This window comes from Endozoicomonas sp. SESOKO3 (genome assembly GCF_024606255.1).
On record NZ_JAHHPR010000091.1, the window covers coordinates 1 to 19,328 of the forward strand.

The 19,328-nt window shown below is 42.9% G+C and carries 8 protein-coding genes; 7 read left to right on the forward strand and 1 reads right to left on the reverse strand.

Annotated elements, in window-relative coordinates:
• From KDK18_RS01440 to KDK18_RS01470, 7 genes are all read left to right on the forward strand, one after another.
• Positions 1-1,121, forward strand: a 1,121-nt coding sequence (locus KDK18_RS01440) for a hypothetical protein (protein WP_257252663.1), incomplete at its 5' end; no start/stop codon positions are given.
• Between the two features lie 219 nt (positions 1,122-1,340).
• Positions 1,341-6,392, forward strand: coding sequence for a hypothetical protein (locus KDK18_RS01445; protein WP_257252664.1), 5,052 nt, complete (start codon positions 1,341-1,343; stop codon positions 6,390-6,392).
• A gap of 376 nt (positions 6,393-6,768) precedes the next feature.
• Positions 6,769-10,986, forward strand: coding sequence for a hypothetical protein (locus tag KDK18_RS01450; RefSeq protein WP_257252666.1), 4,218 nt, complete (start codon positions 6,769-6,771; stop codon positions 10,984-10,986).
• A gap of 190 nt (positions 10,987-11,176) precedes the next feature.
• The gene (locus tag KDK18_RS01455; RefSeq protein WP_257252668.1) at positions 11,177-12,373 is read left to right on the forward strand and encodes an SGNH/GDSL hydrolase family protein; all 1,197 of its coding nucleotides are present in this window, start codon (positions 11,177-11,179) and stop codon (positions 12,371-12,373) included.
• A gap of 106 nt (positions 12,374-12,479) precedes the next feature.
• A complete protein-coding gene (dgt, locus tag KDK18_RS01460; RefSeq protein WP_257252670.1) occupies positions 12,480-13,937 on the forward strand; it encodes a dGTPase in 1,458 nt (485 codons plus the stop codon).
• Positions 13,938-14,090: 153 nt separating this feature from the next.
• Positions 14,091-14,405 (forward strand): hypothetical protein, encoded by a 315-nt coding sequence (locus tag KDK18_RS01465; protein ID WP_257252671.1) that lies wholly within the window; start codon positions 14,091-14,093, stop codon positions 14,403-14,405.
• Positions 14,406-14,452: 47 nt separating this feature from the next.
• A complete protein-coding gene (locus tag KDK18_RS01470) occupies positions 14,453-15,316 on the forward strand; it encodes an aldo/keto reductase (protein ID WP_257252672.1) in 864 nt (287 codons plus the stop codon).
• A 76-nt stretch (positions 15,317-15,392) separates the two neighbouring features.
• Here the strand turns inward: KDK18_RS01470 and purL are convergent, their stop codons facing one another.
• The gene (gene purL / locus KDK18_RS01475) at positions 15,393-19,298 is read right to left on the reverse strand and encodes a phosphoribosylformylglycinamidine synthase (protein ID WP_257252673.1); all 3,906 of its coding nucleotides are present in this window, start codon (positions 19,296-19,298) and stop codon (positions 15,393-15,395) included.
• Positions 19,299-19,328 lie beyond the last annotated feature (30 nt).

Here is a 19,328-nt window from a genome sequence, read left to right on the forward strand (position 1 = left end):
AATTAATCTCTTTATTCAGGCAAAACACTCCGGAGCTTCTAGTTAATGTTCCGAGTGGACAAGGTGGCTTCCGACAAACCTGTTGCCACTGTCGTGAAATTTATGAAACTAAAACCCCCATAAGAGGAAAAGGATGCAAGACAAACAAAAAAACTGGTAAACCAAAAGAAATAAGAGTAAGGCCTTTTCACAAGAAATGTATGGAAAAAGACAGATGCATCAAGAAACAAGCAAATCAATTATACAAAGAGATGGAAAAGGGATACCCCAAAAAACAGTTGCGTGGACCCGATTATCACTATAATCCTGTCCCCGATGGTTTTGAGTTGATAAGGGTTAATGGTGATGGTAATTGCATGTACTCGTCTATTGCAGAGATATTCAACCGGAATGGTCGGTCAGGACAAGCAGACGTATGGAACCAACAAACAATAAGGCAGATTATGGATTATAACCTCCGCCAGATTTATTCCACTATTCAGAATCATCCTGATAAGAAAAAAATGATGCAACAGCTTCAACTTCTATTGGGGATCGATGCTGACATGATTCCAGCCGTTCTCGATAACAATGTCATTACCGATTCAGCTTCTTTCGCTGAGTCAGAGTTAGCCAAATTACAACAATTTGGCGATGCCCAGCTTATTACATTGTTAGTTCCGACACAGGGTGTGTGGTTCCCTGTGATTACACAAGGCGACTACGGGCCTAATCACGAGATTTATGACCTTAATCGCTGGGTAAATATTTCTCCCAACCTGTTGACTATTCTGCTACAAAACAAAAATTATACCTTTCCTGATCTCTCTGAAAGTCAAAGAGCAACACTTTTAGAATTGTTGTTAAACCAAAAGTTCGATCAAGCTGCGCTCTTGGTCTCAAGACTTACAATTGCCCCTCATCACGCTTCAGCTTATCTTATTCACTACCCCAGTTCAGCGGCTCTCCTGGAACACTTTGATGCAGCAGTACGCCCTGCAACACCCCAAAATACAGAGGCTGATTCTTCAGTTTCAACCAATAACACTGACCGTGAGACTTTACAGGATCGCAATCCCTTATCATTAATGATTCAAACCGCGGCTGGAGCGCTGCTTATCACCACAGACAATACTATGTAAGTTAATATTTCAGGGAATTCAAAAGGCGACCCAAGTTAAGGCAACAGTTAATCGTCGTGTAACCTATGAGGCCTTATTAACTTAAACATCAGTACCAGCAATTGGGAGGCGGTTTTTTTTAAAACAAACTATTATTGATTGGCTACTGCGATGAGTAAGGCTGCTCAACCAGCGGCGTTCAATTCAGAAGCTTTTAAGATATCATAAGGATTCCCAAGTATGATTCTTACTGTTTTATCTAAATCAAATAAAAAATTCATTTATTTTATCATTTTATTAATAACCCTGATATCAGACAGTGTTCTTGCACTGAACGAAACTCAAAAAAGCATACTAAAACAGCTCACCATTCAAGAATATGAAGAACTTGATCGAGAGCTTAAAGAAAAAGATTTATATGTACAAGCTCAATTTTACGTTAACAAAGTGATGTCAAACATAAATAGAAGAAAAAGAAATAATTTTTTTATAAGAAAAAACAGGGAAATAGCTGAAAAAATGGCTGTTAAGGCTAACGACAATACTAGCAAGTTCGGTATACCTTACAGCCTACTCAGGACGTTTAATCTTGTTCAGGCAATGATTCACTATGGTAAAGTGGAATCTACCGAGCAAACACAATTAACAAATGAAGATCAGGTTACGCATAAAAAAAATAGGGCAGCCATTGTTGTTGAAAGCTATGTAGATAGATTATTATCGGAAAAAGCTAAGCAAAAGACCACAATGGATACGGTGCTGGTACATGTGTTTTTTGAAGATCGAAATTTCGCTAAAAAAATAACGCGTGTTATTACGACAGAAAAAAATAAAGACTTTAATTGTCAATCAATATGTTCATTCGACCACCCACATTATGTACTATACCAGCGACGCCCTCCTGCTCACCATTCACTACACCTGCTACGCAACGGAGAATATATTTTGACCCATGTCAATATAATTCGACAAGGAAACTTAAAGGATGGAGATAAAATAATCTATCCTAACTCTTTTAAAAAATTCAAACCTAACCCATTATCACCCAAGAGAAATTCCGCATCCAAAGCCAGAGAGATTTATATTGCTGTCGATAGACTTCAAACTTTTCTTAATAAGAGGTATCCAGATAAATTTAGATTCAGTATCGATGAAAAAAATATGCTTAAGGTATCCCTGGATTTCGTAGCTCCCTATGGTTGGTGGAAAGATGCATTTTTTAGAATAGATTATCTTTTTGACAATATTGGCAACGAAGGACCAGACACTTATGTTATATCTGGACCAAGAGTATCCAATGTTCCCGGTATACGTCTTTGCATTGAGGAGACCCATAAAAATTCTCAAAGACTCAGTGACGGCCCTCCCATAATGAATGGCGTCTTAAACAAACGTTGGTGGTTTGATTGCCCAGGACGTGTACGCTATGGATCGGAAAATTTTTCTGTGGAAGAGCAGATATTAAATACTATCAATTTTCTGACTGCTGACTCCAATATAAGATCAGAAGGTATTCTTTCACGTAATGAATATGGAGAAAGCCCTCAGGATCTGATTACAAAAGAAATAATAAAAGTCAATACTCGAGCAATAGAAAATGACAATTCTGTTTATGTAGAAACCGATCATAATAAGATAAAAACAAGTGTGAATAAAAGAGTAAAAGCTGGAGAAGATCCAACTTTCGATTATTTGGTTATGGATGTTGAGTACGATAATATAGAAAAGATAAAATCAATAAGGACTGATATTTTTATTCCAGCCGAAATGCATGGTGAAGCTGAAATTGTAGAATTTGATTCTACTTCGATTAAAAATCTTGATGATCTGATCTATGAGGCCAGGAATAAGTCGGGATTTAAAATAGCAAAAAATGTACAACCCATTGTTTATTATAACAATGAAAAACTGGATGAGAATAATTTCAAAAAGGTTTTATATGACATAGAAAAGACAAATACAAAAAATAAGAAAGAAGAGAAAGGCAAGATAATAAATAAAAAACATAACATCCTGTCGATGATAGTTAAAGTTCCTGATTATGAAAGGCTAGCGTTTGAGCATGCTATAGCTCATTCAGTTAGCTATTATGTTCCAGAAAATCCGCGTCACTGGGCGTATAACGAGATGCATAACGTAACCGGGGTACGCAAGCCCATAAAATGGGAGATACATTTAGCTAAAAAAAAGAAAATAGCAAAAGCTAATAATATGCTCTATCAATACAAACTTCTTTTACCTTTAGAAATGCAAAAGACAACAGAGCGCTATAGGGATGGAGCTCAGCATGGAAGTTTCGCCAATGTCTGGATACCTACTGTTAGAGATGGTATGTCAGACGTTGAAAAAAAATTCGCCTTAATGTCAATGTATGACTTATCAAGAAGAAAATTCAAAATTCCAAACAACCTTAAAAAAGCGCACGTTTTAAATCTTGGTAACAATATTATAATCAAATCACTATTAAAGACACAGGACCATGATTTGTTGTCAAACCATAGCCATTTGGAACTTTTGCTGCAAAGAGTTCAGATGTCTCTCCTTATAAGTCATGAAGATTATTCAATTGAAAAGGAAAATAATGTTTTTTTTGAAAGTGTCATCTGTGGAAATATTGATGAGAATATTATCAAGGATTTGGGCTTTTTTATTGGACACCTGGCTCCAAGCCTGAGATACGTATCCAGTTTTAATGCTCCAGATAAGGTAGAAGTTATTTATCGTATTGTTTTAAACTATCTCATTGAAGTATGTGTAAGGACTCTGACTGATAACGAATTTGACGCAAGTTCTGGAATAGTTAAAAAACTTATAGAAAGACCGGATCAATTTACCCTGAAGGATATTCACACTTCCATCAAATCCAGCATTGCTGTAGCTTTTAATGGATTATTTATTGCTGATTTACTTTTTACAAAAATCCTTTTCAATCCTTTTAATAATAAAGCTTTAGATCTTTCTTTTTATGAGAATGAGTTAGAAAGTCTTCAGCTTAGTATCAAGAGCATGCGTAAAATTTTTGATGGTGAGAAAAATCTTATTCCACTACTTTTGAGTCACTTGTTACCTGCCGCGAGGCATTACTCCAATAATCTTGATTTCAAAACTAACATTTTTTCAAATAAGTTTACCTCAAAAGTTTTGCAAAAAATCTTAAATCGAACCACAAATAAAGATATAAAAGCTTCACTGCAATCTTTTCTGAAAAACACAGAACATAAATCGGATATTTTCAGTAAGGAAAAAACGGAGAAATTAATCTCTTTATTCAGAAAGAATACGCCTGAGCTTATGGTTAATGTTCCGAATGGACAAGGTGGTTTCAGACAAACCTGTTACCATTGCGGTGAAGTTTATGAAACTGAAAATCCCATAAGAGGGAAAGGCCGTCGTACAAACCGAAGCTCTAAAAAACCGAAAGAACCACTGGTAAGGCCTTTTCACAAAGCATGTATGATTGAAGACAAACGCATCAGGGAACAAGCAAGGCAATTATATAAAAAGATGGAAATAGGATACCCTAAAACACAGATTTATGAACCCTACTATTTTCATCACATTCCCGTTCCTGACGGTTATGAGCTGATAAGAATTAATGGCGATGGAAACTCAATGTACTCATCCATTGCAGAGATTTTCAACAGGCATAGAGGGTCAGGACAAACAGGAAAATGGAACCAGCAAACAATAAGGCAGATTATCGATGATAACCTTCGTCAGATTTTTTTCACGATTCAGAATCATCCCGACAAGCACAAACTGATGCAAGAGCTTGAGCTACTGTTGGGGATCAATGCTGACGTTATTCCAGCGGTTCTCGATAACAATGTCATTACTGATTCAGCCTCTTTTGCTCAGTCGGAGTTAGCCCTATTGCAACAATTTGGTGATGCTCAGCTGATTGCCTTGCTAGTGCCGACACAGGGTGTCTGGTTCCCTGTGATAACACAAGGTCACGATGGACCTTTTCACGAAATTTACGACCTTAAGCGCTGGGTCAATTTTGCTCCTAACCTTCTGGCTATGCTGTTACAAAACGAAAATTATACCTTTCCTGATCTCTCTGAAAGTCAAAGGGCAACACTTTTACAGATGTTGTTAAACGAAAATTTCGAACACGCGAAAGGCTTCATCTCCCGAATTCTGATAGCCTTCTATCAGGCTTCAGCTTATCTTATTCACTACCCCAGTTCTGTGGCCCTCGCGGAACACTTTGATGCAGCAATAAGTCCTGATACTCCCAAGAATTTGGAGATTGATCACACTTTAGAAGCGCTTTCCATCAACGGAAATAGTAAAAGAATGAGTTCTGATTCTGCTTCTTCAGTTTCAAACAAAGAGATTGATAGTCAAACTTTAGAGGATCTCAATCCCTTATTGTTAAAGATTCAATCTCGTTTTGAACTGATAAGAATTAATGGCGATGGTAACTGTATGTATTCCTCAATTGCAGAGATATACAGCCGGACTGGGCGGTCAGGACAAGCTGGTAAATGGGACCAGCAAACAATAAGGAAAATTATGGAGGATAACATACGTCAGATTTTTTCCACGATTCAGAGTCATCCTGACAAGGAAAAACTGATGCAAGAGCTTGAGTTACTATCGGGGATCGACGCTGACGTTATTCCTGCCGTTCTCGATTACAACGTCCTTACTGATTCAGCCTCTTTCGGTCAATCGGAGTTAGCCAGATTGCAACAATTTGGTGATGCCCAGCTGATTGCATTGCTAGTACCGACACAGGGTGTCTGGTTCCCAGTCATTACACAAGGTCATCGTGGTTCTTATCACGAGATTTATGACCTGAACCGCTGGGTCAATTTTGCTCCTTACCTTTTGGCTATGCTGTTAAAAAACGAAAATTATAGCTTTCCTGATCTCACTGAAAGCCAAAGGTCATTACTTTTACAGTTGTTGTTAAACCAAAATTTCGATCAAGCTAAGCTTTTCGTCTCCCAAATTCTGACAGACTCCCATCAGTCTTCAGCTTATCTTATGCACTCCCCCAGTTCACAGGCTCTCCTGGAACACTTTGATGTAGCAATAAGCATTGAATCGCCCCAGAATACAGAGTTTGATTCGTCACAAATGACTCAGATGATTGAGGCTTTTGAAGCGCTTTCCATCGATGAAAATAAGAAAAGAATCAAGCTTGACCTCGCTTCTTCCGTTTCAACCAATGAGACTGCACATGAAACTTTGGAGGACCAAAACCCCTTATCATTAATGATTCAAACCAGGGCTCGAGCACTCCTTTCCATGCCAGACACTCCGACCAATACCATGTAAGTAAAACTCCCGGCGCCGCGAAATGGGTGTCGCAAAACTTGCCATAAGCCGGTAATTGGAACTATAGAACGGCGTTACCGGCTTCCAAATCTTAGCCGCATACCGTATCAGATCTCCAATGATATGGCGCACCCTTCACGACAAATTTTTATGGAACACAACGGTTTGCTTCAAAGAATTGACAAAGCCACGCAAGTTCAGGCGGCTGGTAATCGTCGTGTAACCCATGTGGCCTTATTCACTTATACATGAATAGCAGCAATCGTAAAACAGATGTTATCAAAACAAGCTACTATTGACTGTCTACAGGGATTAGTAAAGCTACTCAAATAGCGTTCAATTCAGAAAATTTTAAGATATATGGGGATTCCCAAGTATGATTCTTACTGCGTTATCTATATCAAATAAAAACTTCATTCAATATTTCATTTTATTGATAGCTCTGATGTCAGGGAGTGCTCTTGCACTTAACGAAAACCAAATAAGCATACTAAAACAACTCACCCTTCAAGAGTATGAAGAAATTGACCGAGAGCTGAAAACAAAACATTTGTATAGGGAAGCTGAACTTTACATTAACAGAGCGATGGCATGCATTAACAGAAGAAAAAGAAATCATTTTTTTATAAGCGAAAATAGGAAAACAGCTGAAAAATTGAGTGTTAAGAGGAGTGATAATACTACCAAGTTGGGAATACCCTACCCCCTGTTACGAACTTTCAATCTTGTTCAGGCAATGATTCATCACGGTAAAGAAAAAGCTATCATAAAAATCACTAAGGATAATAGAGCAGCCGGTGTTGTTACTGACTATGTAGACAGATTATTATCAGAAAGAGCTGAGCAAGTGCCCACAGAGGGTATAGACTGGGTAAATTTGTCCTATGAATTTCGGCAATATCAATCCTTGGGACCATGTACTATTAAGGCAGAGAAAAACAAAGACTTTGATTATCGATTAATACATCCACATAGCACTCCTTATCGTAAACTTCATCTACTACGTAATGGAGAACTTGTTTTAAATAATGTCAATATAATCCGGCAAGGAAACTTAGAAGATGGGGATCAAATAATTTACCCTAAAAATTCACCCAAAAATTCACACGATAATACATCAGACTATCCGAAGTTATCACCCATAAGAAACTCCGCATCCAAAGCCAGAGAGATTTATATGGCAGTTGATCGACTTCAAACCTTTCTGGATAATAGGTATCCAGACAAATTTAGATTCAGTATCAATGATGACAATATGTTTAGAGTATCTCTGGATTTTGTAGTACCCTATGGTTGGTGGCAAGATGCATTTTTTAGAGTAGTGTTTAGTTTTGACAATGTAGGCAACGAAGGACCAACAGTTCATGTTGAATATGGACCAAAAATGTATCATCTTTTTCACAGTGATCTTTTCCTGACAAACAGTTATAGAAACTCTAAAGAATACCTCGGCATTTTATACAAAAATTGGTCGCGGAGTTATTCAAAATGTGTGCATTATGGACCAGAGAAATTTTCTATAGAAAATCAAATTTTGAATATTATCAATTGTGTGACAACTGACTTCGATATAAAAACAAGTGGTATTCTTGCATACAATTTTCATCAAAAAAGCCCTCAGAGCTTGATTACAGAGGAAATAATATTAGCAAATACTCAGGCAAAAAAAATTGACACACCTCTTTATATAGAAACGAATCATAATAAGATAGCAAATAGTGTACGAGAAAGAATAAAAGATGACGATGATCCAGTTTTTGATTATTTGGTAATGGATGATTTGGATTCAGAATTCGATAAATCAGATGATTCAGAGTCAATAAAGACTGATATTTTTATTCCTGTTAAAATGTATAGTGAAGCTGAAGTTCTGGAATTTGAGCTTACCTCGATTAAAAATTTTCATGATCTGATCTATGAGGCCAGGAGGAAGTCTGCATTCAAAATACCTCATAACAATGAACCCGTCGTTTATTATAAGAATAAAAAACTGGATGAGCATAATTTTAAAAAGGTTTTATATGGCATAAAGAAATGGAGTGCAATAAGGAAGAAAAAAGAAGCAGAAAAAGAAGGTAGAAAAGAAAAGATAAAAAACAAACACAAGAAAAAACATGACATTCTACCAGTGATTGTTAAAGTTCCTGGCTATGAAAGTCGAGCCTTTGAAATAGCTAAAACTTATCCTCTTTATTATGCCAACTATTTTATCCCAGAAAATCCTCGCCACTTGATGCATAACGATCTAGCTAAAAAAAGAGCTCCACGTAAACTCATAAAATGGGAAATACATCTTGTTGACAATAAGAAGTTGGCAAAATCTAATAATATGCTTCACCAATATAAGATTTTTTTGCCTTTAGAAACACAAAAGACAACAGAACGCTATAGAGGGGGAACTCAATATGGAAGCCTACCTAATATCTGGATACCCAAAGTTAGAGATGATATGTCAGACGTTGAAAAAAAATTCGTTTTAATGTCAATGTATGATTTATCAAGATATAAATTTAAAATTCCAAACAACCTCAAAAAAGCCTCCGTTTCAAATCTAGGTAATAACATTATTACCAAAGCATTATTATTATCGGAGGACGATAAATGGATGCCAACTCAGGCCTATTTGGAGTTTTTGCTGCAAAGAGTTCAGATGTCTCTCCTCATAAGTGACGAGAATTATTCAATTGCTAAAGAAAATAATGCTTTTTTTGAAAGTCTCATTAATGGGAATATTGACAATAATGTTATCGGGGATTTGGCATTTTTTCTTGGACATCTGACCCCAAGCCTGAGATATTTATCCAGTATGAATGTTCCAGATAAGGTAGAAATTACTTATCGTATCGTTTTAAACTATCTGATCGAAACATGTGTCAGGGCTCTGATGCATAACGAATTGGATGCAAGTTCTGAAATAGTCAAACAGCTTATAGAAAAACCTGAGCAATTTAGCCTGGATGCTATCTATGCTTCTAACAAAAAAGATATTGCTGTAGCTTTTAATGTACTACAAATTGTTGATTTCCTTTTCACAAAAATAGTTTTTAATTCTTTTCATAAACAGGCTTTCGACCTTACTCTTTATGACAATGAGCTTGAAGGGCTTCAGCTTAATATCAAGAATATGCGCAAGATTGTTGATGGTGAGAAAAATATTATGCCACTTTTTCTTGATCACTTGTTTCCTACCGCCAAGTATTACTCCGGCGATCTGGATTTCGAATCCGAAGAGTTTTTAAATAAGTTTATGTTAAGTGTTTTGAAAAAATACGAAGATCGAACAAAAATTCAAGATGTAAAAGCTTCACTGCAAGCTTTACTGAAAAGCAAAGATCAAAATTCGTTTTTTTCCAGCAAAGATAAAACGGATGAATTAATCTCTTTATTCAGGAAAAAGACTCCAGAGCTTCTGGTTAATGCTCCGAATGGAAAAGGTGGTTTCAGACAAACCTGTTACCATTGTCGTGAACTTTATGAAACTGAAAACCCCATAAGAGGAAAAGGACGTACGACAAACAGAACCACTGGCAAACCAAAAGAGACGCTGGTAAAGCCTTTTCACAAAGCTTGCATGAAAGAAGACAAACGCATCAGGCAACAAGTAGGGCAATTATATAAAAAGATGGAAAAGGGATACCCCAAAAAGCAGATTTTTGAACCCGATTATTGCCATAACCCTGTCCCCGATGGTTTTGAGCTGATAAGGATAAATGGCGATGGCAACTGTATGTTCTCGTCCATTGCAGAGATATTCAACCGGAATAGACGGTCAGGACAAGCAGGCGTATGGGACGTATGGGACCAGCAAGCAGTTAGGCAGATTATGGATTATAACCTTCGTCAGATTTATTCAACGATTCAGGATTATCCTGACAAGGAAAAACTGATGCAAGAACTAGAGCTACTATTGGGGATCGATGCTGACGTGATTCCATCCGTTCTCAATAATAATGTCATTACTGACTCAGCCTCACTCGCTCAATCGGAGTTGGGCAGATTACAACAATTTGGCGATGCTCAGCTTATTGCCTTGCTTGTACCGACACAGGGAGTCTGGTTTCCAGTGATTACACAAGGTGACTATGGGGCTCATCGCGAGATTTATGACCTGAAACGCTGGGTAAATTTTGCTCCTAACCTTTTGGCAATTCTGTTAGAAAACAAAAACTATACCTTTCCTGATCTCTCTGAAAGTCAAAGGGCACTCCTTTTGCAATTGTTGTTAAGCCAAAATTTCGATCAAGCCAGGCTCTTCGTCGCCCAAATTCTGACCAACCCCCATCAGTCTTCAGCCTATCTTATCCACTACCCCAGTTCAGTAGCTCTACTGGAGCACTTTGATGCGGCAGTAAGCATTGAAACACCTCAGAATATGGAGGTTAATTCGTCACAAACCAATCAGATTGATGGAGCTTTTGAAGATCCTTTTAAAGATGAAAAGAATAAAAGAATGAAGCTTGATCCCGCTTCTTCAGTACCAAACAATAAGACTGGTCGTGAGACTTTACAGGATACTAAACCGCTATTATTGAGGCTTCAAACCAAGTTTCCAACACTCCTTACCTCGCCAGGCATATCATTCAATATCATGTAAGTTAACAACCTTGCCGGGGCCGTACACCCCGGTACTTCGGATGATTTCACGCTTTTTTCACCAAACCTAAAGGGTAATCCACTATAATCCTCAGCTTTTTACTGGTCGGCCTAATGGGAGTTTCACTATGATTCGTGGGTGGCTTAGTATGATATTGCTGTTGTCGTTACCTTGTTTAGCGTACGAAAAGATGTTTTATCCCAAACTCACTGAACGCTTTTGTGCCCGGGAGCCCCTGCCTGTCAGCAATGTCTTTGTGGTGGGAGACAGCACCGTTGATTCGGGGAATTTTTACAGCTACAGTCGATTTCTTGAAGGCAGCGGTACGTTGGATGAACGTCAAATGGCACTTTATCCCTGGGGCGGTCGTATGTTACCGGGCTTTGTTTTTGGCAGTTTTTGTGGCGCCATACCCGGTGCCAATTATCACGAAGGGCGTTTTTGTGATGATCTGATGGCGCCGGAACTGATAGCCAAAGCCCTGTATCTGAATCCATCCAATAAAACCGAGTATGTCGATCAGTCTCATGGCGGCAGCACAGTGGTAGGTTTTTCAGAAGTGTTAGTGGATTTTTTCTGGTCCTTTCTGTTTGGTGAAAGTCGGCTGGCCAATATCAGTTTTCTCACCAATAGCATCAGAGGCGGAAAGCCTATTCTGAGTTCGGTTGAGGAACAGGTTAATCATCTGCTGCAACATCATTCCCCCTTTTCTGAGGGGCAGGTTTTTATGTTGGCAGGTGGCGCTAATGATTATCTCAACCGTTACTGGAATTACCACCTGGTGATCGCCAAGCTGTCAGCGGCTATTGAAAATCTCTATGAACATGGGGCCAGAACCATTTTCTGGGGGACGCTTCCCGATGTTACTAAAACACCCTGCCTGCGCAATTCAGAGGATCGTCAGGAAGTGCATCAGGTGATCATCAATCATAACCGGATGGCCGTGAAAGCGTTTTTCCGGCTGAAAAAAAAGTATCCTGACCTGTTACTGCTGTTTTTCGATTACAACAGAATGTTTGACATTATGTTAGAACAGGCTCGCCAGCGAGATGTTAACACTGAAACGCCCTGTCTTGATGTCACCTTCAGAGGCTGTTCTGATAATGCTCAGGTGGATATCTGCGAAAGTTATAAGGCGAGTCCCTGCAAGAACCGCAGTGATCATTTCTATATAGATTCCATTCATCCATCGAGTACGGTGCAAAACTGGATTTTCAATTTCAACTGCAAGATGCTGTCTATTCTCAATTACAAAGTGGAATGCCCGGAGGTTGATCGCAGGCTTGCTGATGAACTCCTGTTGCATTATTTGACGTGCAAACCGGGATATCTGGAGCGGGAATACGTTCAATTGATATTCGAAGGTCAATGTCCGGCAGAGCTGTAATAATGGTTTATTCCTGTGTCCACAACCCTATGCATTTGCTGACACTCGGTGTTTCAGCATCTGCAGAGCCAAGGCAAACCTCACCTTAAAGGGGCTCCTGCCGACTATGATCAGCATGAACTATCTGACTAAACTCACCTGCACTCGACCCAGAGTCAGTTCTGCCGACCCGGATCGGGATCTGTTAACGGAAACAGAGAGTAACCGGGGCCGAATCATTCAGTCCGCTGCCGTACGCCGACTGCAACAAAAAACTCAGGTTTACCCTCTGGAGACCAATGCCGCTGTTCGCAGTCGTCTAACGCACTCTCTGGAAGTGCAACAAACCGGTCGGTTTCTGGCACAGACGATTCTTCAACGCCTGTCCGAAGCCGATCAGTTAACATCATTGGGCTTGGAAAACCAAGAAACATCTTTTATCAATCTGGTTGAGATGTCCTGCCTGATGCACGACATTGGCAACCCTCCGTTCGGCCATTTTGGCGAGGCGGCCATCAGCCGCTGGATGCAGGATAAAGCCCGGCTTTGTCATGAAAAAGCGTTCAAAGGTCAGAAAGCCCGCTCAGTGCTGCTGGAATCAACCCTGCTACCAGACTTGTATACCTATGAAGGCAATGCTCAGGCGTTAAGAATTATTCATCATCTTCAGGACCTGAACCTGACTTATTCCCAGATGGGCGCGCTGATGAAATACACCCGCACGCCCTACGAACCAAGACCTGATAAAGACTCACCCGATGCTTACCGTAAGAAAAAGCCGGGTTATTATTTTTCAGAAGCCGATCTGGTGTCCGACATCCGGCAGCATCTGGCTATTGATGAGGGTTGCCGCTTCCCACTGGTTTACATCATGGAAGCCGCCGACGATATTTCCTACTGCATTGCCGATCTTGAAGATGCCGTCGACAAGGGGATTCTCTCTTTCCGCGATCTTCGCTTCAGTCTCTATGGGGTCTGGGAAGAATTGACTGTAGATAACGACTATCTGCCCAATATTATGGAGTCTGCGATCAGCAGAGCCGGCGATAACAAGCAGGAGTTTATTGTCCGACTGCGCACCCGGCTGGTCAGAGATCTGGTGGATTATGCAGCAAAGCGTTATCTGCAACAGCATCAGGCTGTCTTCGACGGAACTCTGGATGAGCCACTGATCGACGGCCAGTCCGACCAGCACCTTGCACTGAATACATTGAAAACCGTCGCTATCCGCTACGTCTTTACCAGTATGGAGAAGGAAACACCAGAACTCAGGGGCTACTCTGCCCTGATGGGATTGATGGATATTTTCCAGCCTCTGCTGGAGTTACCCGGTGCAGAGTTCGTCGGTATTGCTAAAAAAGATTCCAGCCGACATTTTATCGAGCAACGTCTTTACCACCGACTCTCTTGCAAACACAAAATGGCGTATCATCGGGCAGTGAAATCATTGCCTGACAGCTGTTACTCCGCTCAAGAACAGGACGAACTGGAATGGTATTACCGGGCAAGATTATTGATTGATTACGTCAGCGGAATGACCGATCACTTTGTCTTAACCGAGTTTCAAATCCTTTCTGCTATCTGACTCAAAAAGCATAATTGGCCATTGTTAAAGCGTCTCGCCGGAACTCTTTATTAGAACGAATGTCCAATAATTAACCGTTCATTAAAAACTCAAGTGAAATCCTGACTTTTTGGTGAACTTAACTTTGATTATTTGACAGTAGGAGTAAATTCTATGAAAAAATTCATTTTGGCAGCCCTATTGGCTGCAGCGTCCACCATGGTTGGTGCAGAAATACAACTAATACAGGAGAACAACTTTAGGGATCCGTGGTACGAAAGGATCACAACAAGCTACTTTGACACAGTTTCTCAACAATATTGTCTGGTGGTTTTAGATAAGGTTTCCAGTGGATATAATTCGCTTATGCACTGCAAAGGTGTCCATGAACTCCCTGAGCAGGCACAAAGAAACATTCTCGGCGACGCCTATGTACCAAAATCTGGCGTTGGCGCATGTGATGCTTCTATGGATAGTTGTCCCAAATAACTGACTCAAAAAACATCAATGGCCATAACTCACAAGGTTAAAAAACCATGAGCCAGCTCAATACAGCCCGAGCGTCCAGAGAGATTAACGGTGTTCGGGTTCCCTGCTTTATATACGGTACCGCCTGGAAAGAAGAAGCCACCCAGGGGCTGGTAGAGAATGCCCTGAAACTGGGCTTCACTGGCATTGATACGGCCAATCAGCGCAAACATTATTTTGAGCTCGGTGTTGGTCATGGCCTGCAAAAGATTTATCAACAGGAAAAAATAAGCCGCGAACAGCTCTTCCTGCAATCCAAGTTTACCTATCAGAGAGGTCAGGATGACCGGCTGCCCTATGACCCTTCAGCCAGTTTAACCGAGCAGGTTTTGCAATCTTTCCAATCTTCCCTTGAACACCTTGGCACTGACTATCTGGATGCCTACCTTCTCCATGGCCCTTCTCAAAGGGAAGGTCTCTCGGAAGACGATCTGGAAGTCTGGACGGCCATGGAAGGACTCTACCGTGATGGTCATATCAAACTGCTGGGCGTTTCCAACTTTTCTGCACGACAACTGGAGGGGCTGACTCTCCACACCGACATTCGTCCACGCATTGTCCAGAACCGTTGCTTTGCCTCAATGGGCTGGGATAGAGAAGTGAGAGCGGCCTGTCAGCATCACGATATTATTTACCAAGGCTTTTCCTTACTCACGGCCAACCACGCCATACTGGGCCACCCCCAATTTCAAGCCATTGTCAGTCGAACAGGCTTAACCGCAGCACAGGTCATTTTTCAGGCCTGCCAAAGAATGGGGATGCTCACCCTCACCGGCACGACTCAATCCGATCATATGAATCAGGATCTTCATTGCGACAAAGTCGCTTTGACCGATGAAGAGGTTAATGCGATTGAGAATATGTTTATCTAGCTCGAGCTGTCTGGTTGTCCTTTCAATAGTCATGGTGCAAAAAGGATAACCAGACAAGCCTGTTGCTGTGCAGATATCAGTCAACCCAGACCCGGGCATTCCTGAACATTCTCATCCAGGGTGAATCTTCACCCCAGGTATCCGGATACCAGCTGTTCTGAACCGCCCTGAATACCCTTTCCGGGTGAGGCATCATAATCGTCACCCTGCCATCGGCAGAAGTCAGGCCCGTAATACCTTCAGCGGAACCATTGGGGTTGTATGGGTAACGTTCAGTAGCCCGCCCCTGATTATCCACATATCTCAGGGCCAGCTGACCACCCGCAGACAGTTTCCTGATTTGGTCAGCCTTTTTGAACTCGGCATAACCTTCACCGTGTGCCACTGCAATGGGCATTCTGGAACCTTCCATACCCCTGAGGAGAATGGACTTGTTTTGCTGCACTTCGACCATCACGGTTCTGGCTTCAAACTGCTCAGACTGGTTACGGACGAAGTGTGGCCAGTGCTCAGCACCGGGAATCAATTCATGGAGATTGGACAGCATCTGACAGCCATTGCAGACACCCAGAGCAAAGCTGTCCGGGCGATCAAAGAAAGCCGCAAACTGGTCACGGGCCATGCTGTTAAACAGCACCGATTTCGCCCAGCCTTCACCTGCTCCCAGAACGTCACCGTATGAGAAGCCGCCACAGGCTACCAATCCTTTGAATTCAGCCAGCTCACGGCGACCGGAAAGAATGTCACTCATGTGAACATCCACTGCACAAAAGCCGGCCTTGTCAAAAGCCGCCGCCATTTCCACATGGCCGTTAACACCCTGCTCCCTCAGAATGGCCACCTGTGGTTTGCTGGCTCCAGTGGCAATATAGGGAGCGGCAACATCCCTATTGATGTCAAAAGGCAAAGAGGCATGTAAGCCTGTATCGCCGTCATCAAGCAGGTTATCAAACTCCTGACGGGCACATTCAGGGTTATCCCTGAGTGCCTGCATGCGATAACTGGTTTCAGCCCACCAGCGCTGATATTTAACCCGGCTTTCGCTACTGATCAGCTCACCATTAAAGGTAAAGTTGATACGCTGATCCGATCTCAGGGCAGCAATGGTGTGAGTGCAGGAACCCAGTCCCAGTCCGGCCAGAATATCCTTGACCTTACCTTTGTCGGCACGACGAACCTGCAGAACAGCACCCAACTCTTCATTAAAAAGGGCTGGAATGATGGCCGCTTCAGAGCCCGCCAATTTATCCAGATTCACCTCAATACCGGTGTGACCGGCAAAGGCCATCTCAACCAGTGTGGTAAAGAGACCACCGTCTGAACGGTCGTGGTAAGCCAACAGCAGGTCCTCTTCCAGACATTGCTGGATACCCGTGAAGAAGCCTTTCAGGTCTTCTGCAGAGAAAACATCAGGAGCAACATCACCCATCTGACCATAAACCTGTGCCAGGGCAGAAGCACCCAGACGGTTATGATCACGACCCAGATCCACCAGCAGCAGATCGGTCTCACCCTTATCGGTTCTCAGCTCTGGAGTGACGGTCTTGCGTATGTCGGTCACAGGAGCAAAAGCCGAAATAACCAGAGACAGCGGTGAGGTAACACTCTTTTCAACATCACCGTCTTTCCAGTTGGTACGCATGGACATAGAGTCTTTGCCTACCGGAATAGCAATACCCAATTTCGGGCAGAGTTCCATGCCTACTGCTTTACAGGTTTCATAGAGTTTGGCGTCCTCACCCGGATGACCGGCAGCAGCCATCCAGTTTGCCGACAGTTTTATATCGCCGAGCTTGTCAATCCGGGTGCTGGCGATGTTGGTAATCGCTTCACCAATCGCCATACGACCCGATGCAGGCGCATTAATAAGAGCCAGAGGGGTTCTTTCACCCATGGACATGGCTTCACCGGTACAGGTATCAAAAGCAGTAGCGGTAACCGCACAGTCAGCAACAGGTACCTGCCAGGGGCCAACCATCTGCTCACGGGCTACCAGACCGGTGATAGAGCGGTCGCCAATAGTAATCAGGAAGTTTTTGCTGGCGACGGTTGGCAGCTTGAGAACTCGCTCAGAAGCTTCTGCCAGTGTCACACCGGAAAGATCCAGTGCGTCCTGCTGAATATTTTCAGTCTGCACATCACGATGCATGCGAGGTGGTTTGCCCAATAAAACATCCAGAGGCATATCCACTGGCTGGTTATCAAAGTGGCTGTCTTCTACCAACAGGTGTGACTCTTCTGTAGCTTCGCCCACAACGGCGTAGAGACAGCGCTCGCGTTGACAGATAGCTTCAAACAGCTCCATATTTTCTGGCGCTACCGCCATCACATAACGTTCCTGGGATTCATTACACCAAAGTGCCAGGGGGGACATGCCGGGCTCATCATTCAGAATATCCCTGAGCTGGAAGCGACCACCGCGGCCACCATCACTGACCAGTTCCGGCAGAGCATTGGAAAGACCTCCCGCGCCTACGTCGTGGATAAAGGCGATAGGGTTCTCATCACCCAGCTGCCAGCATTGGTCAATCACTTCCTGACAACGACGCTCCATCTCGGGGTTGTCGCGCTGAACGCTGGCAAAGTCCAGGTCTTCCTGACCTTCACCGGACGTCATGGAAGAGGCCGCACCACCACCCAGACCGATCTGCATGGCCGGACCGCCCAGAACAATCAGCTTGGCGCCAACGGGAATATCTCCTTTTTCAACATGATCAGCCCGGATATTACCCAGGCCGCCTGCCAACATGATGGGCTTATGGTAACCCCTCACTTCTTCACCCACAGACCCTTTGGCTGTGGCCTCAAAAGTACGGAAGTAGCCGCACAGGTTTGGACGACCAAATTCGTTGTTAAAGCTCGCACCACCCAGAGGGCCTTCCAGCATAATATCCAGAGCAGTCACGATCCGATCCGGCTTGCCATACTCTTTTTCCCATGGCTGTTTGTAGCCGGGAATGTTCAGATTGGATACGGAGAAACCGGTCAGACCTGCCTTTGGCTTGGAGCCTCGACCGGTCGCACCTTCATCACGGATCTCCCCCCCCGCACCGGTAGAAGCACCCGGCCATGGCGAGATGGCAGTGGGATGGTTGTGCGTTTCCACTTTCATCAGGATATGAATGTCTTCCTGGTGGTACTGGTAATCTTTCTTTTCAGGAGACGGGAAAAAACGTCCGGCTTTGGAGCCTTTAATAACGGATGCGTTGTCTTTATAGGCTGAGAGCACACCTTCACTGCTCATACTGTGGGTGTTACGGATCATCTGGAACAAAGAATGATCCTGCTGTAAACCGTCAATGGTCCAGGTCGCATTGAAGATCTTATGGCGGCAGTGCTCAGAGTTGGCCTGAGCAAACATCATCAGCTCTACATCCGTCGGGTTCCTGTCCAAACCCTCATAGCTGGTGACCAGATAATCCATTTCATCTTCTGCCAGTGCAAGTCCAAGGGACTGGTTGGCGGCAACCAGAGCCTCACGCCCGCCTTCGAGAATATCGACACGGGTCAAGGGCGCTGGCTCGGTTTCTGCAAAAAGAAGCTCTGCTTCTCTGTCATCAGCCAAAACAGCCTCGGTCATGCGGTCGTGAATCAGGCTGGATACCACTTGTTTCTGGTGTTCATTGAGGCCTTGTTCAGCGGACACATAGTAAGCCAGACCGCGTTCAATCCGGTGCACCTTGCTGAGACCACAATTTTCAGCGATGTTGGTGGCTTTACTGGACCATGGAGAAATAGTGCCCGGACGGGGTACAACAAGAAAAAGAGCGCCTGAACACTCACCTTCCTGCATCCGGGGACCATAGGTCAGTAGCTGTTCCAGAACCTTCAATTCCTGGTCGGACAATGCTTCGTCGACCCGGACAAAGTGCTGGTATTCGGCAAAAACACCGGTGATTTCAGGGATCCTGTGTTGCAGGGTTTCAAGCAGCTTTTGGCTACGAAACGGCGAGAGAGCCGGAGCACCACGCAAAATCAGCATGATAAAAACTGTCCTCAACTGGACTCAGGG